Genomic DNA, 21,611 nt, shown 5'->3' with positions numbered 1-21,611 from the left:
AACAAAAAGACTGTAACCACCACTTCCTCCTTTGGTGATTTCAGTCTTTTTTATTTAGATAACGAATTCCATGAATACTGGCGACCTAAGTTTTCCGCTTTTCGTCCAATTTCTAGTCTTAATCTTCGCCATAATGCGTGGTTCCATATAAGCAAAATTCTTGTCTTCCTTAAAGACCAAACGATTCTTTACACTATCAAGGGCTTTCTGATGACTTATTGTAACACCTGACTCAATAACCCCTACTGGTAACTTGGAGCCATCAGCTGCATCAATAGAGGCCAATAAGGCAAAATTATTTTTTCTGTAACCGGATATGTATACATCCGCATAAGTCCAATTGATCACCTTTTGCCACTGTTTGGAGCGTTTTTCTATTTCGTATTTGGAATTTTCTTTTTTAGATTTAATGATGATGCCCTCAAGACCCCGCCCACGAACCTGCTCAAAATATTCTACTGCGTTCCCTTCAAACACTTTCACCTTTTTATAGTTCTCATTTTCAATGAAAGCCTTGTCCAACAGTTCTTTACGCCCCAGTAAGGTTAGTCCCGTGACATCGATTCCTTTGTATCTTAAGATGTCGAATGCGCAGAATATCACAGGTGTTTTGTTTTTCCTTGATAAAAACCTGGCCGACATGGCTTCAAAGTCTGGTTTCCCTTGCTCATCAATAATCATTAATGCACCATCAAGTATTGTTCCTTCAGGCAGAGGGCATTTATACAACTCCGGGAATTTATTTGTGATCAAGTTATTATGCCCCGTATAAACATAGAGTTTATCCATATTGGAAATAATACACCTAAGACCCTCTAATTTTATTTCCGCTATATGATTTTTACTGTAAAATGGTTTATTATCTTTTGCGTTGTATGCAAGCATAGGAGAAATGAACATTTTTAATCACCCTAAGCTAAATGATACTTCACTGTTATTCATCTGCCTAATGGAACTTGGAGGAAAACTCATTTAAGGTAAGGATGCAAAAGGTTTTCCAGTAGCGGTTTTAGTGCTTCACTCATTCTCTTATAGCCTAAATCGGACGGATGTATGCCATCTACTGTGCATTCCCCGTATTCTAATCCAAGCATCTCTTCTCCATTAAGAAAATGGATGTGATGATCTCCGCTTCGCCGCAATCGTTCTACTGTTTCCTGTTGGAATTGCCTCCGCTCCTCCCGTGTTCGAAACATATGGACATCGAATGCCTCCTTCGCAAGCCGGATTTGTGAAACGACCAGAATGGGCACTTCGGAGTATCGGGATCGAAAAATTCGAATAAACTCAGGGAGTGTCTCTCTGAGACGTTCCGTACTGGGCGCAAAAATGGGATTACGAGTACTTGAAATCATTGGGTTCGGATAGTGCTCACGGATGAATAGCTTATTATTCGATTGGACAATGAGCGATCTAGATTGAAGCACGCTTTGCTTTAATTTCTCTAGCTCCTGTTGCGTCAGGTTACCAGATAAATCGTCCGTAGCAACGATGCGGGAGATGAGGGGGATACCACTCCACATATATGCTTGATTGCTTCATAAGCTCTAGTCTGCGCTGAAATCTCTTCATCGCTTCTATACGCTGATAGGTTGACATGTTGTCCTTGGTTAGACTTAAAGCAAGCAAATCATCGTCATTCACATACTCACGCTGTAGACTTACCATTCTATACATCTCATTCTCCAATAAGATGCGGTAAAATTGAACTTAAGACTGCAGCGACTTGGAAATTTCGTTTTTGACGATATCTGATCCCCATTCGTTGATCCGCGTTCCAAGCTTTACAGCGGTGAAATCACAATTAAGAATGTCAGGACAAGCTTAGTAAATATCGAAAACCGCCATTTCCTCCACTGTATGTTCATACGATCACCTACCCACTTCTCAATTAGAACTTAGAAGAATATTTAAAGCCTGCGCATATAAGCTATGACCATAATCGTTTGGATGGTTCACATTATTAATTAGCAAGCTTTCGTGTGTTTTACCCGCAGCAAGCTCGTCTAGCCATATCCGCTGAAGGTCAGCGACCCCGATTCGGTTTTTAAGCCCAACTCTCGCAGTTTGTCGGAGTAGTCGGTCACATTCGGGCTGGCATATTTCCATAACGGATTCGGAAGACAGGGGGTGATGAGAACGATGTCTGCTTCCGTATGCTGCCCAATCGCTTCGATCATTGTTGCTATATTCCGTTCAAATTGCTCGGGGGAAGTCGCATTCGTTCCATTTGCTTGCTTATTTTGATCATTCATCCCGTAACCAATCGTTACCAAATCAGGAGCTTGCGCGATGACATCCTCTTGCAGACGCTTTAACCCTCCCTCGCTGCTTTCTCCGCCGATGGCTTTCATCTGCACATCGATAACCGCCCCGGGGAATCGCTTTCTGACCATTTCTGCAAATCGATTGTAAAATTTATTTGCTTCCTCGCTTACTTCCGCACCTGTACTGATGCTATCGCCGAACACGACGTATTTGATGGCTTCGCCGTTTGTCAGCTTTGCGAGAATCCGTGACATCGTTTCTGATCCGACCGCTGCGGCTTCTGTGGCCGCAGTCGGATCGTAATATTCATAATCAGCATAAAGGGTATACGAATGATTCGTGATATCAGGGTAATCGCTATGATTGTAGTCTAATTTCCCGTAAAGCGGATGCTTGTCCCAATCTGGGATGGAGCTGGCTGCCGTACGCCGGATCGTGCCGCTCTCATAATCGACGATGAAGTCTATTCCTTCTGAGTACCGTGTACTTTCAAGATTTTGAGAAGATGCTTTGCTGCGCAAGCGAAAGCTGTTTCTCACCAGTTGACGGAAACGCAGCTTATGTGGTTCCGCAGCTATCATAACAATCGATTCGCTTACCTGATTATGAGTATTCATATTTTCTCTCCCTAGAAGATGACCTTTACCATGATATATCAATTGTACCGCTAATCTTAGATAATAGTACGCGATTTCCTATTTTACCGGATAAATCCAAATATTGTTCACCATTTTTCACTTCAACAATACCTGACTGCAGGGCTGCAATTGGCGGGTAAATGGTCACGTCTGCCTCAGTTAGATTGTAAACGCTAATATTACGGACAGGGCGTTTCTTCGATGTCGGAAAAGGCTGGTTTTCTCTGGACGTAATGAGGGACGTTTGTTTTTGATGAACAAAAACTCGGCATTCGTCATGATACGTTCGATCAAGCGCATAAGTAGCTTTTCCTTCCCCAATGATGGCGGATTGTCCAGGGATGACCGGAGCACCATCTGGAAAGCGAAGCTGCAGCGTTACGGAAGTGTCCTGTTTGCAACCGGTAAGAATGAACCCGTTGTCGTGTCTGGCGATAAACATAAGCGCTGGATTTGCACCTTCGTCTCCCTTAGTCTGGAAGAAGGAATAACCAAATTGCTGCAGCAAATAACGCACAATAACTGAGCTATCCATGAACTCCATTTCCTGCCTTACTGGCAGATGTGTCACTCCGGCCGATTGAAAAGGCAGCGATCCGCGTACCCAACCGACCTTTCCTCCGTCCCATTCAGGTAAGGCTCTAGTTAGCGTAAACGTACGCTCTAGTCCATTCTGCTTCACTGTTGCATGTACTTGCGTAAAAGGGTCAGCCGCATCATTCACGACCTCACTCAACCCACCGCCAGAAATGTGCGAGCTGTGATCAAGCAGATGAGTCCCTTTTCCCCTCTGTTGTTCAACACTCGTGATCGTATCTTCCGGCAGTGACAGGTTAACAGAGAAAGTACCTTCGAGCGCATGCTCGGCTCTGAGATTTAGCAGTTGGCGTAGAGCCGGATCTTCAACAGTGCCGTAGATGAGTATCTTTCCTCCCTGACGGACATACTCGACGATTCGCTGCGCCTTCTCCCCTTTTATCCAAAAGGCTGATGTAAACAATATCGTATCTTGAAGCTTATGGATGGCTTCGTCCTGCATGGCGAAAAAGTCATCGGTGCTAAGAACCGTATTAAGCGGCAGCCCTTGGTTAATCGCATTACGCACAAACCAATCATTGAAAAAAACGTTGCTCGAATACTCGCCCGATTCAGCCATAGCTTCATGCAGCTCTCGAAACGGATACAACCAGGTTAGAATTCCGGGCTGATCAGGCGCGTCTTTGAAGGCCTTCTTGATATGAGGAATAACCTCCATCGGTACATCTTCATTTAGCTCGCCTTTTTCCGTATCAATGGTCAAAATTTCCACGACACGCGGGCTCTCCAATTCTCCATCAGCGTTAACGCGAGCAACAGAGAGCGGACAATAGATGTCATGCGGTTCTCGGTCGTACAGATCCCACCACGGATTCTGCCAGAACCAAGGGTCATTGGCATAGAAGCGGTACGGGTAAGTCTGTCCCGGCAGCACAGCAATGCGCGACATGTAACCTGTCAACTCCAAGCCGAAATCGTAATTAAGTGCTCCCCAAGGCGAGTTCGGCGGTGGAAATTCGATATAGTTTCTTTCGTAAAGTTCAAGCAAAGGAATGCAATCCTTGGCCAGATCCATGCCCGTTCCGTAGTTCGTCCCGCGTATTTCGGTCCGGTAAGTCGAGCACTCCTGCTTGAATAGTTCCCAGAACGACAGCATCTTCGACGACAGCTCTTCATACTCCGCCAAAGCAAGCTGCGTGCCATCGTAATTAGCTCCCAGATACGTCCAGGGAAAGTACGATAAAGCGAATCCATTGGAAAACCAAATGTAATCAAAGCCTAATGTAGGTAAAAAGCTTGCACACTGCCTACCGAGAAACTCCCCAAACGCTGTGTCATTGGGAATACCGTCAGGGTAAGCCGCATAAGAGGCGTTATCCGATTTCAGCTTCGACCAACCGCATACGACCGTATAGTCCGCCTTCAGGGAGATGAATTTCCCATTTACTTCGGCGCGATTGATTTCCGGATGCAGCTTGTATTTGAAATCCGAGTAGGCAAATTCCGGCCCTGCATCAAAGGTGGCTCCCACTTCCATGCGAATGCCGTAACGCTCAGCTGCAACTTTTTTAAAGGTTGTGATAATGAATTGCAAATCACCGTAGGTGATTCGGGCCGGCTCGCTGATGTATGGTTTGGCGATTCGCGGATCTTTGTCATCCTTGATGTGGCCGAAGTACTCCTCATTGGCGAATCCGATGTAGCGGGCCCATTCGATCTCACGCTGCAAATCGCCGTCCCAGACTAGGATTTCGCTTCCGTCAGCGACCCACAACAGCATGGAGCAGCTGTCTGCCATGCCGATCAGAGGAAGCCACTGGCGGATCGCTTCCGCACATACGGCTTCTATGTCTTCAGGCGCCATACTTTTAAAAGGCTTTAAGCTCATTTCCAATGTGACTCTTTGCAAAGTACGTTTTGGATTAACGGGTATATTCATACTCATACGATTTCCACCTCAATGCCCAGTACTTTGGCGACATTACGGATCTTCGAACCCACATGCCCCACGCCAAGCGCAAAGTGATGCGTAGGACCCGCTGAACACCATCTTTCCACGAATTCTGCAACGCTGTAATTAAATTTACAACGTGTATTCGTGTTTCCTGTCTGCGGAATTTCCCCTTTGATGGATTCGCCTTCCGTGGCGATCATTTTGAATTTACCTTCAGCTGTTTGTGAAATACTCAGCAAAGTAACAGGACCCGATTTGATGCTGAATTCGACGCCGATTCCCGAACCGCTTTTGCCATGAAACAGATCCAATCCGCGAATGATCGGCTGCCCGTCGCTAATCTTGATGTTGTGCGGTCCGTCATGTCCAACAAGTACGATATCATCGACGAAGTCGCATGGATGCAGCTCCGCGAACGAGCCCCCAGCATCGAGACGATCCATGATCAACATCGCTGCGCACGTTTTCAAGTCGGCTTCACCGGCAAGCGGAACCCCTTTGCCCGTCAACAGTGAGTTGCCGAGTACCATATTCGATCCGATCCGTTCATATTCATTATTGTCCAGCCCTCGGTAATAATAGGCCAAACCTGTTAACCCAAATTCCAAAATCAGCTTATCCAGCCCGACTGCCACTTTAGCTGACCATTCCAAATCTTCCTGCTTAATCGGTCTTGTCACCGGATCGATAAATGGATCGGATATTTTGAAAACGCTTTTAATTTCATCCAGTTTGTCGGCCGTTTCCTTAGATGTTGCCCCATTTACCAGCTTGGCTAAATCGCACATCTCCAGCATTTGCACATGGGAGCCAAAGAAAGCCGTAAAAGCCGTCGGATCGGAGTTCATATCATACATGCCCTCATAGGTATGCCCCATATAACCGATTTTGGCATATTTGAATGCTCTGCGCGTATTGGCGACTTGACACCATCCTTGTAACTCCTTCATCGCGCGTTCATCATCATAGAGCGTACCTACGATCATCCCTGCCGCAGGCTTTCCTGCTCGGACAAGCACACCGCCTATTTCAGGGAGTGAACATATATTATCGTTGACTAACTGCATATACGTCGTTGTATTGCGGTAGTCAAGACGCTTCCTTGGCTGCAAAGCAACAAGTACCGTCGGAACGGACAAATTCAGGATAGGGGTAGCAGCAGTCGAAGACGTCACATACGTGCTCAAGAAGCAAAATAGGAAATCAACATCTTGGCTTTTCAAATATGAAGATGCAGCAAAAGACTTATCTACACCATCGACAAAGCCTGCCGAGACTACCTCGACGTCATGTTTGCGAAGCATTTCCTCAAATTCACGGCCGTAGCCCTCTAACTCCTCTTTTAATCCCGGAAATTGTGCCCAATAAGGCTCGTGACCAACCGTCATAACGCCGACTCGCGCTTTTGCTTTTTTGAATAAAGTACTCATTTCACTCTTCATCCTCCTCGGCAAGTTTACCCTTTAAGCTTAGTAAAATCGGTCTATTGAAACAATGAACAATCCAATAATTATTTCAATTATTCTACGATTTCAGTTACAATAAGAAGATGATCATCAACCTCAACAAAGACGAGAGAATTTGTCAAAAGGAGCCTTCTATGATCGAACCGGTTGCTATCTATTTCGAGCATTGTGAGCCAAACAACTGGCATGTACCAAAAAGTAAGACGAACAATCATATTTTAATCCTCATTACAAGTGGAACCATTTTCTACACGGTTGAAGACCATACCTTTACTATGCAAAAAGGCGATCTTATATTTGTTCCCCAAGGGGTTTGGCGCAGTGCGTTGAATTCGAGCAAAGAAGCTCATGACATGTATGTCGCTCACTTTCATTATCAAGGTGACGGGGATGGACTTCCTATGCTAATTGCCCCAGATCGTTGTTTAACCAAGCCTTTTAACTTTGACTATATCAAGCAGAGATTTTCACTGCTGACCCAGCATTGGCTGCGCAAATCTCCCTACTCGGACACCATTTGCCACAGCATCCTGCTTGAAATGCTTGCTATCATCAACGAAGAAATCGATTCTCAATCGATACAGGGCAAATCCTATAGTATCGTTATGCTGCTTCAAGCCTATATTCTTAATCATTATCACCGCACCATCTCCGTGACCGAATTAGCTAAACACGTGGAGCGAACCCCTAACTATGTCAGCACCATTTTCAAACAGGTTACCGGACAATCCGTCACTGACTACATCCAGCAAATCCGCATTGCCGCCGCCTGCGACCTGTTGACCAACTCACAGATGAACGTAGGAGAAATCTCCGATTTTCTCGGATTTTGCGAGCAGTCTTATTTTAACAAAGTGTTTAAAAAATGCACCGGCACCCTGCCCTCGACCTACGTGAAGGAAAAGGTGAAGATATGGAAATCTTAAGGAACCAGGGGGCGCTATTTCGGTGATTATGTTGAATTAGGTCCGGTTCGCAGAACGTGAGGGCGCTATTTTGGCGTTTATCGGTTTTTACACCTCGAAAGCAGGTAATAGAGGCTCCTCGTTCCGCGAAAACGTGAAATACGCGGTTTTGAACAAAATAAAGCTTCTACGTTCCGCTAAAATCTAATGACTCCGGATTCGTGTTGATTACGGCAGGGGAAATAATATTTTCAGAAGAGGCCAGTTAGCCTGGGCTTGTAAAATAACGGAAGGCTCCGGCTGACAGTTTGCTTAAACCATTCGAATCACGGACGACGATGGGGTATCGACGAATGGATTATTGTTAGCCAGATCTATGAGTTGAGTCTAAACGTAAAATAGCTTATTGTTGCAGATCCAAGTCATCGTTCTCCAGCGGACCGTCAGGCAACACAGGATAAAAGGTCAATTCCAGCAGCTCTTTCTTGCCTTCGACGGGCCCCCCAAGCGTTCCGCCGATATTTTTACCAAGCCATCCCCAGTATACGATTCGATAGTAATCCTGTTCATTTAAAATGCTGATGCTCATGTGTACTCCTCCGTCATTTGATATAATGGTAATAATTTCATTATAGGAACGGCTCCTTCATGGAGCCATGTACATAGTTGTGTTCTCGAAAGAAATAACATCGGAGGTTGTCATGCCATGTACTACGCTCTGTCCCGATTGTCCAAGCTCGATGTTAAATGGGCGGATCTTTTCGATGCGAATAATCACACCTTTTTCGGTCGGCATCATAATCCCTACTACGAACTGATCGTCATTGCCGACGGAACGGTTCATTTGCAGACTAACGAAACCCGCACGACGCTACAAACCGGTGAATCGCTGCTTATGATGCCATGGGAGTCGCATTCCGGTTGGAATCCCCATGAACGACAGGGCCAATTTTTTTGGGTGCAATTTTCCTGTGAACCCGGCCTGAATGAATTCGTGTTGGATCGGGCGTCCGAGCTTAATATTGTCCATGCCGAGCGTACGGAACTAAGAACCACTGAAATCCTTCATGAGGATTTGCTTGTAGTGCCTCGTCAGTTTCGTTCCTTACAGCGGTATAAGCTGCTCGGCTTATTTGAAGAACTAGTAGAGACAATGAAACAACCGAACGGTTATTTTCGTTTTCATGCTACCCTTTTGCTGGGCGAAATACTTCGGCTCATGGCGAGTGGTTTCTTGGAGCAGAGCCACCTGGACACGGCTTTCCCCGCTTCTTACCTGACATTCCGCAAGCTGGTCAACCATTTGAACAATTTTTACGAGTCGGACATTTCCAAAGAAACGTTGGAGCGGGTGCTGGAGCGAAAATATGAATACCTTTGTCAGGTGTTTAAAAAATATGCTGGAACGAACATCCATCACTACATCCATGAACTTAAAACCCAACACGCCAAACATCTGCTGCGCAATACAGCTAAAAGCGTTAAGGAAATTGCTGAGGAAGTCGGATATCCAGATCCTTTTTACTTCAGCCGGATGTTTAAAAAGATCGAAGGCGTCGCCCCTCAGCAATATCGGAACACTGGACCTGTGAGGTAGTATGGCGCATGAACGCTGCGATGAGTAGGAGTGGAAGGCTGTCACGCAAGCGCAAAAAAACTAAACTAGCTTAAGAGGAACAGGATATTCTAATCATCCCCTCTCTGTTGGCGTAAAACATCAAAACGACAGGGGAAGATAATCCCCTGTCGTTTCTTCTACGTATCTCTTTTTAGAGCGGCACATTTCTAGCTTTGACCAACAGATCACTTTCTGAGCGTTGGAATAAGCCGATGATGCATGATTAACAAATTCAATCCATCAATTACGTCTGTGACGACAATTTTACTAGCCATTAAAGCCGCCGTTGCACAGCCTTCTTTCCCTATTACAGCGATTGAAAGATCGGCTTCACGAAACATTAGCTCATCATTTACCCCGTTGCCTAGGACAGCAACACCTGATGCAAGCTTACGAACAAAACTGCTTTTCGCCTCCCGTTGATTATCCTTGCCGATAACGTGCAACTCCACGGGTAATTCCTCACATTCTCTAGCCGCACTACCGTTACTATCAGCGGTTAATACATGAATCTTAAGTAATTTGTCTAGTTCTTTAAGCTTTTCCCTAACATGAGGCAAAATCAGTCCGTCTAGAGCAATCGTTCCATTAAAATCTAAAACGAGATGATTAATTAAAAGGTTTTCTTGTCCAGGAATAAGTAGATGCATAGCGTCTATCCTTTCGGTCTGGCATACAGAATATATAGTTTCTGATATTTAACTATAGTTTCCCACATCTATTTTAGCGGGGCAAGGAATTCTATATGGTTCATTTAAGAAGTCATACAGAAAGCGCGATCTAAGTTTAAAATCCTGAAGAAGCCCGAATTGATTCATTTCAAAATTTTTAAATCCAAGCTTTAAGGCCGGCGACTCATTCCTCACTCTATAATCATCTTGCTCCGGATCAACGAATAATGGATCGCCATATACCGAGTTTAGATCAAGCCCAAGCGTTTGCCATTCCTCCAGCGTAAAGGTTTTGCTGCTGCTGCCAAGCGGTCGGAAATGAACAGTGGCTAGGAAATGGCCTAAATCGTTATAAAACAAATTACTGTCCATTTTTTCTACCCAGCTGCCTCGTAAAGGGGGCCCGATAAATTCGTACAACTTCCCTTTGGAATCGCCCTTTTGAAAATCGATATCGGTTTCAGGGTTGTCGAACTGAGAATTTGCGACAATAATGTTATGTAAAAACCTGTCGTGGTTATCCTCATAACCGATATGAATCCCTGGCGGATTGGCTCCGTTTGCAACATCCATATCGTGTACTGATACATTCCGAAATCGAATTCTGGAGGAAGCCCAAAAAATGTTAAAACACTACTGACATACTGTTGTCAGTAATGTTTTTTTATAATCGGAGTAAGTAATCATAAAGGAGTGGGAGATAAATGCGAAGTATTTTGGCCCAAAATGATATGATACGGTATTGTATCATTTATTATAGGAAGGATGGTATCTCGTGAATTTTGCTTCTGTACGCATCATTACCGACGACGTGGATCGTCTCGTCGAGTTCTATGAGAAAGTCATGGGTGTTTCGGCGGAACGCCCCGCGCCCGTCTTTGCCGAACTCATTGTGCCATCGTGCACCCTGGCAATCGGCCACTCCCAGACGGTGCAACTGTTCGGCGCTGGTTCCGCAGTGGCGGCCGACAATCACACTGTCATCATCGAGTTCCGCGTCCACGATGTCGATGCCGAATACGAGCGCTTGAAGCCGTTTGTCAACGAGTGGGTAAAGGAACCAACCACGATGCCGTGGGGGAACCGTGCTGTGCTGTTTCGCGATCCCGACGGCAACCTGGTTAACCTCTTCGCGCCGGTGACCGAGGAAGCGATCAAACGGTTCAGCGGTAGGCGTTAACGGACAGTTGAAGTGAATGAGGCGAGTTTTGTAATTAGTAATTTTGCTGACCGCTTCATAGAAGGAGACCATAGCAACGAGCTATGGTCTCTTCATTTTATCTAGGTTCTTCATTATTTATTGAGAAATGGATCTATTTCGCGACCCTCGCTGATGCTGGCAGCCTATTTGTAATTGAGCTATCGTTATCCGTTAGTTTAACCCGCCCATCGGGTGTGGCACATACGGCTCTTCCAGGCACGCGACTTCATCGGGCGTCAGTTTCAAAATTACTCCTCTTCTTAGTACGGTAATACAATTTGAAACGGCATACCAAAATCGTTATATTTACCAACGATAATACAGCCAGCCATATAATCAGAGATGGCATGGTGGTCCATAGTCCGAACCAAGGCAAAACTCGCCCAGCGCCAATAAATGTAGATAGTGGTGACAGAAACAAGAGAATCAAGATAGGGAGCAGTCTCCCTACCGATGAAGTAATCAATTTTCCGGTCGTGATGCTCTTTTTGCTCCTATTGATATGGAAGAGTGTATATACACCCCTAAGAGTCGTCGCAATCACCAGCAGAATCATAACCATCTCAATGTTTCTGCTGTTAAAGATAGAAGTTACGGCCTTTTCGCCCTTTATAATCCGTGCGATCCCGTCGACAAAAGCTGAATAATCGACAAAAGCGTTTAAACCGGAGTTAAACATCATCGTGATGCCCAACTGCTTATCCAAATATATTGTTTCTTCCGCCTTATACGTCCAGAAAATTCCGCTATGGGAAATCGTCCGGCCCCCATGTTCATCCTCTTCTGCAAGCCACCCCATTCCATACGGGCTGCTCTGTCCGGCTGTATGGTATTGCTCCATCAACTCTGGGGGAAGAAGACGGCCGTTATATTGGGCAAGCAACCATTTTGCCATGTCTATTGGAGTTGAAATAATACCGGCGGGACCATCAATAAACCAAATGGGCTCAGCTTGGCTTACAGGATGGCCAAATAATAGATAATGCCCCCGCGGAATGGCAGGATTCTCATTGATTTGCTTTGTGGTACTGACGTTAAAGGTATGGCTCATCCCCAGAGGATCAAATACATTATTTTCCAGGTAAGCAGAGAAACTCTGTCCGCTTACTTTCTCCACAAGAAGAGCCAAATATTGATAATTAGGATTGTGGTAGCTATAGTCTGTTCCAGGATCATTGGCAAGCTTAACCGTGTTCAATGATTGGTTAATCTCTTGCAGCGATAGATATTGAGGGGAATTTGTCATGTCGGGATCCACTTTGTCATTAAGACCGCTTGTCTGATTCAGTAAATTCCGGATCGTAATATTGCGAACACGTTCGTCCTCAGGTGAGAGGTCGGGAAAGTATGATGTGTATGGCGCGTCAAGGTTGATTATTCCTTTTTCCACCATCTGCAGGACGGTTAGTGCCGTAAAAGATTTGCTTAATGAAGCAATGGGAAAGGGGGTACTGCCTGTGATATCACGGCCATCTGAAAATGCACCGTAACCTTGTGCATAGAACACCTCTTCGTTATTGGCTATTGCAAGAGCCGCGCCCTTAATATGACTGACTTTCATGTTTTTTGTGACGTAGTCATCAATTTCATGTTGAATCTCAGCTTTGTTTCGAACTTCAATTGCGGAAACAGGTTTAGACAAGATTGACAAAATCAGCAGTAAACAACTCAAACATAGACATATTTTCTTTTGAACGAATGTCATAGTAGCACTCCTTAATCACATGATAAGGAAATACTAATTGATAATTTTCAACTATTTATCAACCCCGTAAAGAAACTTGCTGTTACGTTCCCGCCACCATGGGAGCTGTTTTCAACATGCAGACTCCCCTCATGCTTTTCGCACAGTACTTTGCAAATATAAAGTCCCAATCCATGATGCGCATTTGCATCCCATACATCTCCGCGATAAAAAGGAAGCACGGCCTTTTGAAGCGCTGCGTCAGAAAAACCGGTGCCGTCATCCGTGACTGTTATGGAAAAAAAGCCCTTGCAGACGCTATAATGAATACTCACATGGCTGGAAGCATAACGCACTCCATTAGCTATCAAATTCTCAAAAACCTGCATCACCAAATGTATATCGACAGCTATTTTTTTCGAATCCGCAGCAATGGACGAGCCGAAAGTCTTGCCAGATTGTCCGGTTATTTGTCGGGCGATGTCATTCAGCAAGGAGGTCAGAAGATCCATTTCAACCGCATGGCTGTGTACAGGCATGTCCTCCAGCTTTTGAATCGAATTCATGGCCTCAGTGTAGCTTTCAAGACGTACAATATGGACTTTCATAGTTTGAATCATGTCCAGGAGTTTTTCCTCGGATATGTTGTTTTGGGGCAGATAGGTGGTCAGAAACTCGGAATATCCTTTCAGGACAGATAAGGGCGTCCTCAGGTCATGGGCAAAAATAGCATTAAGTTGTTTGCGTTCCTCAACCGATCGCCAAAGAGCTTTATAATTTTTTTCCAATTGACCGCGCATTTTTTCAAATGCACGGCACAGATCGCCCATCTCATCATTACCATCATAAGAAATATGAAACCCTAAATCGTTCGCCGATATTTTCTCCGATGCCTTCATCAGTATTTCAAGCGGCTTTTTCAGTTTCCATCTATAAAAGTGGCTGGCCATCAGGACTATACCGACGGCAACAGTTAACAGCACCATCGAAACGAGGGAAGGCAACACCCAATCGTTTACGGAAGAATGGTCGGCAAATCGTAGCCGTATGCTTTCCGCCCATCTAAACTCCAATGTGATGACGACTAGAACGGTGATGAGCGTAAGACAACATAAGAAGATGAATGATTGCAGCAAGGTCATACGCTTCAGTCGCAGCCAGCTTATGATTTTCGCCATTTGTATCCTACTCCCCAGACAGTTTCTATCCTGTTTTCGCAGCCATGCTCTTTCAATTTGAAACGAATTCGCCTGATATGTTCCGCTATCACGGTGCTGTCGCCTTCATCATCCAAACCCCATACTTTTTCATAAATGCGCTCTTTATCAAACACCATTCCGGGATGTGTCGACAACAGCTCAATAATATCGAACTCCTTTTTTGCCAAGGAAATTTGTACGTCATGGAAAAAAAGTGCACGAGCAGAATAATCTATGACCAAACCTTCACTAAACTTTATCGACGTTTTATTTTGACTGCGCATTTCCCTGCGTAAATGCGCCTCTACCCTTGAGCCCAGTTCATGGATACTGAACGGCTTTAGAATATAATCATCCCCTCCGGCTCGAAACCCTGATATTTTATCCGCATCCTCAACGCGGGCTGTTAGAAATAAAATAGGGCAGGATACAAAGTGCCGGATTTTCCTGCATAATTCAAGACCGTTAAGCTCAGGCATATTGATATCCAGCAAAACAAGGTCCGGTTGATTTTCAATTTGCCGCAACGCCTCATTGCCGTTCCTCGCCGTCATAACAAAATACCCGTTAATTTCAAAGTAATCCGTCAGCAGTTTTCGAAGATCGGCTTCATCATCTATGATCAGTATCTTTTTCATATGCCTTCCCTGCTTCCCATTTACAAATCGTCTATATCCAGCATAACAAAAATCGTTTGGCATCCCAAGCGGTGTAAAGTGGAGCCTACTCCGATTACTTTGCGGGGACCCCGATGTACTAGCTACGCTCACTCCGTACAGTATGACCCCCTTGGAGGGAGGCACCTCCCCAAAATCATAAAAGAAAAAAGCCACCCTGCAGGTAACTTTTACTTTTATGGAGCCGAAGGGGGTAGAACCCTTGACCTCATCGCTACCAGCAATGCGCTCTCCCAGCTGAGTTAAGCCTTCTCTATTCCACTAAACTGCCCGTTACTTGAATGAACAAAAGGGGAGCTGCCGCGTTGCAAGCTTCTTCACTATTTATTCTAGGTGATTTTTCTTAGTTTGTATCTACTTTCCAGCTCTTTTGTAGCTTCCGAATATAACAGATTTGACCAATGTGATATGCATTATGAGTTGACACATTTCCGAGTATCTCCCACCACTTGGCAGTCTCTGGGAAACCATTTACATCACTTTCGACTTTTTCTTCAGTAAGTAGATCTTGCCATTGTAAAAGCACCTCTAATAATCGTTCTTTTAAGTCAGTGAATTTTTGATCTTTCGGGATTATAAAACTTTTATTATTATTTCCTATGGAAGGCACAGCATTGACATGAGATTTTTGGTACCTGGTTTGCCAAGTTTCATTCCAATAAAGTAAATGCTGCACAATTTCAGCGATACTATTACTATCTTCACTAGGTTTCCAAAACGCTACTTCCTCTGACAAATTTTCAACTGCATCTGAAAATGGTAGGTACCAACTAGGGTCATTAGCATTTGCTAATAACTGATCGGATAAAATATCTTTTACATGAAACATACTTTCCACACTCCTTCTTAATGATATGCGGCGGCCTGTTAATGTTCATGTTGAGCTGACGTTCCTCGTTAGTCTAGGCTCCGTTCATGCAAGAATTACATTAAATTACTGACTTCAAAACTACATAATGGTATAATTTTCCTATTAATTGTAGGGAGATGATGATATTATGCCAGATGACATCCAGCTCTATATTCTAGTCAAAAAAGAAACTGTTGAAAAATCCTTTAATACACTCGACGACTTAACAGAAGACGACACCAATGAAGAACTTGTTCCCTTTACTCAAGAAATCGTTGAAAAAATCGCAGCCAAGTTTACCAACTTTGAATTAAACAATCTTCAAGTATCTGTGAGCGCAAAAATAGGATCAGGCAACGCATTAAAATGGGTTGTGAGTCTAGAAGGCACTGGTGGACTTGTTCTTAACTTTAAGAAATTGTAGAGTCAACTACCTTCGGGTAGTTTTTTGTATTACTTACCAGTGTTGGTACTATCGTTTTCCGTTAGTTTAATATAATTTCCTTCCTAATTTTTGCTTTTAACCTCTATTTTCCACGCCAACATCTTAATTCTCTCTTAGTGGATTTGAGGCAAATAAATGCGTTGATACAAAAATAAATCTGACCCTGTGGGTTATTTGATCAAATGTAAATGAAATAACATAAGTATTGTTTGGATCTACAATTTGAGAGCGAGATGGGCGAGGTATTAAATCGTCACCGACCTTTCATAATAATATTCAGCAATCCCATTTCCTCCATAACCTTCCGTTCCATATGTCTGGAGTACATCGAACAAAGTATTCTCATTAAGAACTATCCGTTGATTTGTCTGGAAGTTAGATTGTATGAGGGAAGAATCATCAATTGACCATGCGTCCATTCCACCATTCTTATCAAAATGAACAGAAAGCTGCCCATACATCTCCATTTTGACAACATTTTGCTCTTTAGAAACCCCGTATTTACTATCAAAGTACTCCTTAGGGGTTCCAAATTTGATGACTACATTTCCTTGCTTATCTATTAAATTTAAATCTTCCTTCAGCAAGGGAACCGTTACGAAATCTTGAATATCCTCCATAACTCCTGAGTTCAAAGGCGGTAAGAGCTTGGGGTCCGAAGGGGTCGTTGGCCTTTGAAGAATTTTACCAACACCCTTCAATTTTAATCTTCGGATCCATTGGACGGCTTCTGCTCTCGTTAAAACATCACTACCAGAAAAGCCTTCTAGAGTAGGTAAAGTTTTACCCGATGCAAGCCCATTGCCTAACAAAAACTTAATTGCCTCATCACCTTGATAATTTACACCTTGCGCTGAGGCAATGATCTCTGCAGCCTGACTTCTTGTGATTGGCTTAACTCTTAATGATTTATCGTCAGTTCCTTGTACGGGGTGCTTCCACATGAAGGCAAGCCTATAGGGGCCATTCGTCCAATCTTCCCCTATACTGACGGAAAGCGCTGCGCCAAATGCCCTATAAAATGTTTTCAAAAACTCTACCTCGGACATCGGACGGTTAGGCTGATAGCTTCCATCCGAATAACCATCAATCATATTATTTACTATTGCCCATTGAAACACGCGTTCTGCCCAATGATTCTTCAGGTCGACAGGATCCATATTAATATCAATCCACTTAAACTTTACCTGTTCAGCAAGGTCGCTTGAATCTATTGTGTGACGACTAACAATTCCATCATTTGAAGAGGCAAACGAAACCGTATGCAACATCAACATATTAAGAGTTATTCCGCAAATCATTAATTTCATTAGTTTTGTTTTCAAAATCCTTCTCCTTAATATAACAATTGATAATTCGAGGGAATCAGATACCGAATCTATGATTCAGGATCCATTATAACATACAATTTATTCCATTATCCTGCCCGATAGTTTAATCATAAGTGAGCAAAAAACTTTAGTAAATCGTGCTATCTTATGCCTGCTGCGTCGATGATCATAAGCGGGTGCAAATTATCCATGGCACAGCCGTCAACGATGCGTGTTGTTATCGGATCAATCTCACCGAACGAAATCGGCAAAACATCTGAAGTTAATATTGAAATGAAACTTGATGCCGTAACTATCGTGGAGCCCGTGTGAATATGTCAATCGCATTTTGAGAACAAAACAAAAAAAGATCTGTCCCTGGATTTAGACATCCATGACGACAGACCTGACTACTCACATTCTCCAGCTTGCTTCTCCAGAAATTCGCGGATGGAGGGATCCATGCACAATCCGATGGCGCGGCTGTACGCGGCACGGGCTTGTTCGAACCTCTGCATCCGCTTGAACAAATGGGCGCTTAGGGCCCAATAAGGTTGATAGCTCTTGACCGCATCGGCCGGCACTTCTTTCAGCACCGCCATCCCGATTTCGGCCCCACGCGCCTCAGCAACGGCTGCCGCCCGGCCGACGATTGCGCCGATCGTTGGCGCGATACGTACGAGCCCCTCGTACAGCAATGCGATCGCTTCCCACTCCGTTCGGCCAGTCCAGGCACGCTGGGCGTGCACGGATTGAATCGCCGCTTCAAGTTGGAACCGCCCGATGCGGTTTCCTTGCGCAGCAACACGAAGGCAATGTTCCGCCTCCTCGATCATCATGACTGACCAACGAGAATGATCCTGTTCAGTTATCGGAACATAGTCACCTGCCTCATTGCGCCGCACATGGCGGCGTGCTTCGCAGTGCAGCATAAGCGCCATTAATCCCAGCGCTTCCGGTTCTCCCGGCATGAACCGTAAGATCAGTCTTCCCATGAAAATCGCTTCTTCGGCCATTCCTTTCCGGCGTGGATCTACACCTGCCACATCATCCCAGCCGCTTCCATAGGCTGCATAGACAGCTTCAAGTACAGCTTCAAGGCGCTCAGGCCATTCGTCCTTCCCAGGCAAGTCGAATATAATGACACCGCTTTTCAGTTTCGCTTTCGCGCGGGTAAGCCGCTGCCCCATCGTTGCAGGCTTAACAACGAAGGCAGAAGCAATGCGGGCTGCGTCAAGGCCAAGTACTGACTGGAGCATGAGCGGTGTACGCACGGCTGGATCAATTTCGGGATGGGCGCAAATGAACAGCATCTTGAGCCGTTCATCCGGAAAAGACGCTTCGATTTCGGACCATTTCTGCGTATTTTTCGCCATTGCGATCAAAGTCTGTTCCGCACCAGCATGCACCCTGGCATGCCGGGTACTGTCGATCAGTCTGCGCTGCGCAGCAGTAAGCAGCCAGGCCTCGGGATTATCTGGCACTCCTGTCGCAGGCCATGATTCAAGCGCGGCCAGGAAAGCGTCGGCAAGCGCATCCTCCGCTGCGGCTAGGTCACGCCAGCGCACAGCCAGAAAAGCAACCAGACGGCCGTAGGAATCACGGGCCGTCTGTTCAATCAGTTGATGAGCATGCATGGTGCTCATAACGAAACTGGATGCAAGTTAGGGCGAACCTCAACCGAGCTACCGGGACAACGTGCTGCCCATTCCAATGCGGTGTCCAAATCTGGTACGTCGATGATCATCAAACCGCCAAGATGCTCCTTGGTTTCGGTGATCGGGCCATCCTGAACCAGCAATTCACCACCCCTGAGGCTAAGCGTGGTTGCGGTTTCGGGGGCCTCGAGACCTGCACCGTTTACAACAATGCCTGAATCGAGCATCGCTTTGACATAATGGGCCCAGCTTGCGGCATATGCCTCCTTGTGAATCGGATCTTTTCGTTTGGCGAAATCCTCCGTCGTTTCATACATTAACAGTGTGTAATTCATGGTTTTTGCTCCTCTCAACATTCATATTGGGGTTGTTTCATGTCTTCACTATAATGACGATCCAATTCGATGGATTTCTACATTATGCGAAAATATTTTTTTGAATGTCAGATGGCCCGATGTCGCTTGCTACCATTTCTGCTCCGGAGCATACCTTTGTTATTAAATTTCTCGTCATTCTATTATGTTAAAATAATATCACATATTGGGGATATCCTATCTGTTATTTGAATGAAGGGCTGCCTCGGCAGCTTTTGATATTGAACTATAGTTATCCGTTAGATTAATGAAGGTTTATTGAATAGGTTGAAATGCAACGTTCCAGATACCATCTTCGTCTTTAATCATTTGGAAACCAGACTTAGCTTCTGCGTCTTTTCTTGATAGATACTCAATATATCCTTCAAAATCGCTTGTTTGTATGAACTTGCCTGTTTCAATATTTCTAAATGGTTTAAGAATCTCTTCTTTTGTCCCTCTGTCTGAAACTGGAAATTTTTCAAACTCTTCTTTTGTCCATAGAACATGCCCTTTTCTATCCGTATACAGAGCATAAATGACATCTCTTTTATTATCCGATGTGGCTTGAACGTATATCTTAGCTACACTAATTGGTTCTAACCCTTTTAAATGCTGTTCATTTAAATCTTTTTGAAAGTTGTTATATACCTCTTGTTCTTTGGCTGATAACTTAAAATCAGGTGATGAGGTTGGAGGTGTAGTCGAAAGTGGTGTTTGGTCAGCAATCTTGCTTTCCTTGTTTAAGCAACCTGTAAGTGCGACAAGTATTACCGCCAATGTTAAAACAATTTTCATATTCATTATTTAATAGCTCCTTTTCAAACCAGCAAATTTATGTATTCTACGCAACTTCAGTTAATGTTTCCCTTTAGATAAGACGGCATTCTACATAGGATTGTTGGGAATCACAGTTTGGTAAAATAATCCACATCCTTTTTTATACTTAAACTTATCTATTTTACAAGCTTTTGCAAAGCTCTACTGCCCGTTACTTGAATGAACAAAAGGAGGAGCTGCCGCGAAGCAAGCCCCTCAACTATAGTTCTTCGTTGAACAAAGGCAATTGATTTAATTAATTGACTACAATTTCTTGATTATCACTTGTATAGCCTTTCACTTGAAAATTAGTTATTGGAGAATTTGTAATAGTAAACCAAATCGTCTTTCCACTAGTAGAAACTACCTTAGCGGGTTCACCATTAAAAGTTATTCCGATAATCTTTTCGTTTGTTATAACACCACAAGCTAAACCAATACCCCGATCAATTACATTTGTTACGTTCCAGGAAACACCATTTTGAGGGAACTCTTCAGCACTTCCTCCACCAAAAACCCATTTCCATCCATCAGTTTTTCGTTCAATGAATCCCTCGTTTAAACCACCTGTAGTTATATAATAAACAACAACACCTTCATCAATTATTTCGATATGATGAATGGATTCATAAGTTATATTTGCGTTGCCCATTGCGGTTTTTATATCTTGAACTTGTTGGGCTTTTTCGGAAGAACAAACCGCAAGAAAAAACAATAGTAAAACAGTAAGCATCAATACAGCAAACTTGAAAACCGTTTTCTGCTTCATACCATCCCCCCCATCTTATAATCATCTTTTCCTTTGAAGATTTTCCATAAAATAGGACGTTGAACAACTGAAAAGGTTGCGTTAACCTGCCCTTTAGCTTAATAACAAAAAGAGACCCACAGCAACGGGCTGTGGGTCTAAGTTATATTTTAAAGGGGCTCGGTTTTTATTATAACCTTTAATGATTAATACCAGATGAAAATAAGATTTCAATCGTGTAACATTTACTCAACTCTCGTTCGCCGTCCCTCGGTTTTAAGGGTTTATCTCACGTATACTCACTCATTCGCAGGATTTCATCACCTTGAAAATCAAGATCGTTCAGATAGTAAGTTGCTTAGAACCGTTGGTTCATACTATGGGCATACGGGAACAGAGGAATATATGGAATAATTCCCCATATCATACTCTACTGCACGCATACTCCACAATTTCCTTAGAGGTTCACCCTCCCACGGCTCAACGGGTCTATGCCCTTACATTCCTCCCTCAGAATGATTAGATTTTCTTACGTATGCTCGCTTGTTCGCAGGATTTCACATCCCATAAAAGTGGTGAACGATAGAATCAGATAGTGGTGGGAGTCCCT

Annotated in this window: 22 protein-coding genes, 1 tRNA gene and 1 pseudogene; 5 read left to right on the top strand and 19 right to left on the bottom strand. The window is 44.1% G+C overall.

Annotated elements, in window-relative coordinates; genetic code table 11:
* Nucleotides 1-54 precede the first annotated feature (54 nt).
* The 5 genes from AC58U0_RS25925 to AC58U0_RS25905 all read right to left on the bottom strand — a co-directional run bounded on the left by AC58U0_RS25925 (nucleotide 55) and on the right by AC58U0_RS25905 (nucleotide 6,827).
* Nucleotides 55-900, bottom strand: a complete 846-nt coding sequence (locus AC58U0_RS25925) for an ATP-dependent DNA ligase (RefSeq protein ID WP_497381790.1) — start codon at nucleotides 898-900, stop codon at nucleotides 55-57.
* 68 nt (nucleotides 901-968) lie between these two features.
* Nucleotides 969-1,523 (bottom strand): SGNH/GDSL hydrolase family protein, encoded by a 555-nt coding sequence (locus tag AC58U0_RS25920; protein ID WP_497381789.1) that lies wholly within the window; start codon nucleotides 1,521-1,523, stop codon nucleotides 969-971.
* 483 nt (nucleotides 1,524-2,006) lie between these two features.
* The gene (locus tag AC58U0_RS25915; protein ID WP_497381788.1) at nucleotides 2,007-2,885 is read right to left on the bottom strand and encodes an SGNH/GDSL hydrolase family protein; all 879 of its coding nucleotides are present in this window, start codon (nucleotides 2,883-2,885) and stop codon (nucleotides 2,007-2,009) included.
* Between the two features lie 25 nt (nucleotides 2,886-2,910).
* A complete protein-coding gene (locus tag AC58U0_RS25910) occupies nucleotides 2,911-5,388 on the bottom strand; it encodes a hypothetical protein (RefSeq protein ID WP_497381787.1) in 2,478 nt (825 codons plus the stop codon).
* A complete protein-coding gene (locus tag AC58U0_RS25905; protein ID WP_497381786.1) occupies nucleotides 5,385-6,827 on the bottom strand; it encodes an L-fucose/L-arabinose isomerase family protein in 1,443 nt (480 codons plus the stop codon). The genes AC58U0_RS25910 and AC58U0_RS25905 overlap by 4 nt, the downstream gene beginning before the upstream one ends.
* A 170-nt stretch (nucleotides 6,828-6,997) precedes the next feature.
* Between AC58U0_RS25905 and AC58U0_RS25900 the strand changes: the two genes are divergently transcribed.
* On the top strand, nucleotides 6,998-7,789 hold the full coding sequence (locus AC58U0_RS25900) for an AraC family transcriptional regulator (RefSeq protein WP_497381785.1): 792 nt from the start codon (nucleotides 6,998-7,000) through the stop codon (nucleotides 7,787-7,789).
* A gap of 382 nt (nucleotides 7,790-8,171) precedes the next feature.
* Here the strand turns inward: AC58U0_RS25900 and AC58U0_RS25895 are convergent, their stop codons facing one another.
* The gene (locus AC58U0_RS25895) at nucleotides 8,172-8,357 is read right to left on the bottom strand and encodes a hypothetical protein (protein ID WP_497381784.1); all 186 of its coding nucleotides are present in this window, start codon (nucleotides 8,355-8,357) and stop codon (nucleotides 8,172-8,174) included.
* Between the two features lie 117 nt (nucleotides 8,358-8,474).
* Here AC58U0_RS25895 and AC58U0_RS25890 point away from each other — a divergent pair, with 117 nt between their 5' ends.
* Complete coding sequence (locus tag AC58U0_RS25890; RefSeq protein ID WP_497381783.1) at nucleotides 8,475-9,365, top strand: AraC family transcriptional regulator; 891 nt, start codon at nucleotides 8,475-8,477, stop codon at nucleotides 9,363-9,365.
* Nucleotides 9,366-9,571: 206 nt separating this feature from the next.
* On the opposite strand, the gene AC58U0_RS25885 is transcribed toward AC58U0_RS25890, so the two are convergent.
* Both AC58U0_RS25885 and AC58U0_RS25880 read right to left on the bottom strand, forming a co-directional pair.
* Nucleotides 9,572-10,036, bottom strand: coding sequence for an HAD family hydrolase (locus AC58U0_RS25885; RefSeq protein WP_497381782.1), 465 nt, complete (start codon nucleotides 10,034-10,036; stop codon nucleotides 9,572-9,574).
* 48 nt (nucleotides 10,037-10,084) lie between these two features.
* On the bottom strand, nucleotides 10,085-10,630 hold the full coding sequence (locus AC58U0_RS25880) for a hypothetical protein (RefSeq protein WP_497381781.1): 546 nt from the start codon (nucleotides 10,628-10,630) through the stop codon (nucleotides 10,085-10,087).
* Between the two features lie 202 nt (nucleotides 10,631-10,832).
* Here AC58U0_RS25880 and AC58U0_RS25875 point away from each other — a divergent pair, with 202 nt between their 5' ends.
* Nucleotides 10,833-11,237, top strand: a complete 405-nt coding sequence (locus AC58U0_RS25875) for a VOC family protein (protein ID WP_497381780.1) — start codon at nucleotides 10,833-10,835, stop codon at nucleotides 11,235-11,237.
* A 247-nt stretch (nucleotides 11,238-11,484) separates the two neighbouring features.
* Here the strand turns inward: AC58U0_RS25875 and AC58U0_RS25870 are convergent, their stop codons facing one another.
* The 5 genes from AC58U0_RS25870 to AC58U0_RS25850 form a co-directional block, all read right to left on the bottom strand.
* Nucleotides 11,485-12,963, bottom strand: coding sequence for a serine hydrolase domain-containing protein (locus tag AC58U0_RS25870; protein WP_497381779.1), 1,479 nt, complete (start codon nucleotides 12,961-12,963; stop codon nucleotides 11,485-11,487).
* 47 nt (nucleotides 12,964-13,010) lie between these two features.
* On the bottom strand, nucleotides 13,011-14,120 hold the full coding sequence (locus AC58U0_RS25865) for a HAMP domain-containing sensor histidine kinase (protein ID WP_497381778.1): 1,110 nt from the start codon (nucleotides 14,118-14,120) through the stop codon (nucleotides 13,011-13,013).
* Entirely contained in the window at nucleotides 14,105-14,779 is a 675-nt protein-coding gene (locus tag AC58U0_RS25860; protein WP_497381777.1) for a response regulator transcription factor, read from the bottom strand. Before AC58U0_RS25860 ends, AC58U0_RS25865 begins: the two co-directional genes overlap by 16 nt.
* Nucleotides 14,780-14,997: 218 nt before the next feature.
* Nucleotides 14,998-15,062: transfer RNA gene (locus tag AC58U0_RS25855), tRNA-Thr, on the bottom strand.
* 99 nt (nucleotides 15,063-15,161) lie between these two features.
* Nucleotides 15,162-15,647 carry a DinB family protein gene (locus AC58U0_RS25850; RefSeq protein WP_497381776.1) on the bottom strand — a complete coding sequence of 162 codons (486 nt, stop codon included), beginning with the start codon at nucleotides 15,645-15,647 and terminating at the stop codon, nucleotides 15,162-15,164.
* A 169-nt stretch (nucleotides 15,648-15,816) separates the two neighbouring features.
* Between AC58U0_RS25850 and AC58U0_RS25845 the strand changes: the two genes are divergently transcribed.
* On the top strand, nucleotides 15,817-16,092 hold the full coding sequence (locus AC58U0_RS25845) for a hypothetical protein (RefSeq protein WP_497381775.1): 276 nt from the start codon (nucleotides 15,817-15,819) through the stop codon (nucleotides 16,090-16,092).
* 266 nt (nucleotides 16,093-16,358) lie between these two features.
* On the opposite strand, the gene AC58U0_RS25840 is transcribed toward AC58U0_RS25845, so the two are convergent.
* On the bottom strand, nucleotides 16,359-17,438 hold the full coding sequence (locus AC58U0_RS25840) for an S-layer homology domain-containing protein (RefSeq protein WP_497381774.1): 1,080 nt from the start codon (nucleotides 17,436-17,438) through the stop codon (nucleotides 16,359-16,361).
* Nucleotides 17,439-17,633: 195 nt separating this feature from the next.
* Here AC58U0_RS25840 and AC58U0_RS25835 point away from each other — a divergent pair, with 195 nt between their 5' ends.
* Nucleotides 17,634-17,756 (top strand): hypothetical protein, encoded by a 123-nt coding sequence (locus AC58U0_RS25835; protein ID WP_261305123.1) that lies wholly within the window; start codon nucleotides 17,634-17,636, stop codon nucleotides 17,754-17,756.
* A gap of 77 nt (nucleotides 17,757-17,833) precedes the next feature.
* Here AC58U0_RS25835 and AC58U0_RS25830 read toward each other — a convergent pair whose 3' ends face one another.
* The 5 genes and pseudogenes from AC58U0_RS25830 to AC58U0_RS25810 form a co-directional block, all read right to left on the bottom strand.
* Complete coding sequence (locus tag AC58U0_RS25830; RefSeq protein WP_497381900.1) at nucleotides 17,834-18,682, bottom strand: RNA polymerase sigma factor; 849 nt, start codon at nucleotides 18,680-18,682, stop codon at nucleotides 17,834-17,836.
* Between the two features lie 165 nt (nucleotides 18,683-18,847).
* Nucleotides 18,848-19,060, bottom strand: a pseudogene (locus AC58U0_RS25825) (sigma factor); the annotation flags it as partial.
* A 5-nt stretch (nucleotides 19,061-19,065) separates the two neighbouring features.
* Nucleotides 19,066-19,416 carry a YciI family protein gene (locus AC58U0_RS25820; protein ID WP_056626071.1) on the bottom strand — a complete coding sequence of 117 codons (351 nt, stop codon included), beginning with the start codon at nucleotides 19,414-19,416 and terminating at the stop codon, nucleotides 19,066-19,068.
* A gap of 294 nt (nucleotides 19,417-19,710) precedes the next feature.
* Nucleotides 19,711-20,238: an RNA polymerase subunit sigma gene (locus AC58U0_RS25815; RefSeq protein ID WP_497381773.1), complete on the bottom strand. Its 528-nt coding sequence runs from the start codon at nucleotides 20,236-20,238 to the stop codon at nucleotides 19,711-19,713.
* A gap of 271 nt (nucleotides 20,239-20,509) precedes the next feature.
* On the bottom strand, nucleotides 20,510-21,022 hold the full coding sequence (locus AC58U0_RS25810; RefSeq protein ID WP_497381772.1) for a hypothetical protein: 513 nt from the start codon (nucleotides 21,020-21,022) through the stop codon (nucleotides 20,510-20,512).
* Nucleotides 21,023-21,611: the final 589 nt, after the last annotated feature.

The organism is Paenibacillus sp. J31P190, assembly GCF_059692075.1.
This window is presented reverse-complemented; position numbering and strand designations above follow the sequence as displayed.

What these genes read in the sequence shown, in the direction of transcription:
- AC58U0_RS25865 (WP_497381778.1), bottom strand. Translation starts at nt 14,120, where the DNA reads ATGGCGAAAATCATAAGCTGGCTGCGACTGAAGCGTATGACCTTGCTG.
- AC58U0_RS25815 (WP_497381773.1), bottom strand. Translation starts at nt 20,238, where the DNA reads ATGAATATGAAAATTGTTTTAACATTGGCGGTAATACTTGTCGCACTT.
- AC58U0_RS25905 (WP_497381786.1), bottom strand. Translation starts at nt 6,827, where the DNA reads ATGAGTACTTTATTCAAAAAAGCAAAAGCGCGAGTCGGCGTTATGACG.
- AC58U0_RS25880 (WP_497381781.1), bottom strand. Translation starts at nt 10,630, where the DNA reads ATGGATGTTGCAAACGGAGCCAATCCGCCAGGGATTCATATCGGTTAT.
- AC58U0_RS25915 (WP_497381788.1), bottom strand. Translation starts at nt 2,885, where the DNA reads ATGAATACTCATAATCAGGTAAGCGAATCGATTGTTATGATAGCTGCG.
- AC58U0_RS25830 (WP_497381900.1), bottom strand. Translation starts at nt 18,682, where the DNA reads ATGCTCCAGTCAGTACTTGGCCTTGACGCAGCCCGCATTGCTTCTGCC.
- AC58U0_RS25810 (WP_497381772.1), bottom strand. Translation starts at nt 21,022, where the DNA reads ATGAAGCAGAAAACGGTTTTCAAGTTTGCTGTATTGATGCTTACTGTT.
- AC58U0_RS25925 (WP_497381790.1), bottom strand. Translation starts at nt 900, where the DNA reads ATGTTCATTTCTCCTATGCTTGCATACAACGCAAAAGATAATAAACCA.
- AC58U0_RS25820 (WP_056626071.1), bottom strand. Translation starts at nt 19,416, where the DNA reads ATGAATTACACACTGTTAATGTATGAAACGACGGAGGATTTCGCCAAA.
- AC58U0_RS25845 (WP_497381775.1), top strand. Translation starts at nt 15,817, where the DNA reads ATGCCAGATGACATCCAGCTCTATATTCTAGTCAAAAAAGAAACTGTT.
- AC58U0_RS25835 (WP_261305123.1), top strand. Translation starts at nt 17,634, where the DNA reads ATGGCACAGCCGTCAACGATGCGTGTTGTTATCGGATCAATCTCACCG.
- AC58U0_RS25850 (WP_497381776.1), bottom strand. Translation starts at nt 15,647, where the DNA reads ATGTTTCATGTAAAAGATATTTTATCCGATCAGTTATTAGCAAATGCT.
- AC58U0_RS25885 (WP_497381782.1), bottom strand. Translation starts at nt 10,036, where the DNA reads ATGCATCTACTTATTCCTGGACAAGAAAACCTTTTAATTAATCATCTC.
- AC58U0_RS25910 (WP_497381787.1), bottom strand. Translation starts at nt 5,388, where the DNA reads ATGAGTATGAATATACCCGTTAATCCAAAACGTACTTTGCAAAGAGTC.
- AC58U0_RS25900 (WP_497381785.1), top strand. Translation starts at nt 6,998, where the DNA reads ATGATCGAACCGGTTGCTATCTATTTCGAGCATTGTGAGCCAAACAAC.
- AC58U0_RS25895 (WP_497381784.1), bottom strand. Translation starts at nt 8,357, where the DNA reads ATGAGCATCAGCATTTTAAATGAACAGGATTACTATCGAATCGTATAC.
- AC58U0_RS25870 (WP_497381779.1), bottom strand. Translation starts at nt 12,963, where the DNA reads ATGACATTCGTTCAAAAGAAAATATGTCTATGTTTGAGTTGTTTACTG.
- AC58U0_RS25860 (WP_497381777.1), bottom strand. Translation starts at nt 14,779, where the DNA reads ATGAAAAAGATACTGATCATAGATGATGAAGCCGATCTTCGAAAACTG.
- AC58U0_RS25920 (WP_497381789.1), bottom strand. Translation starts at nt 1,523, where the DNA reads ATGTGGAGTGGTATCCCCCTCATCTCCCGCATCGTTGCTACGGACGAT.
- AC58U0_RS25890 (WP_497381783.1), top strand. Translation starts at nt 8,475, where the DNA reads ATGTACTACGCTCTGTCCCGATTGTCCAAGCTCGATGTTAAATGGGCG.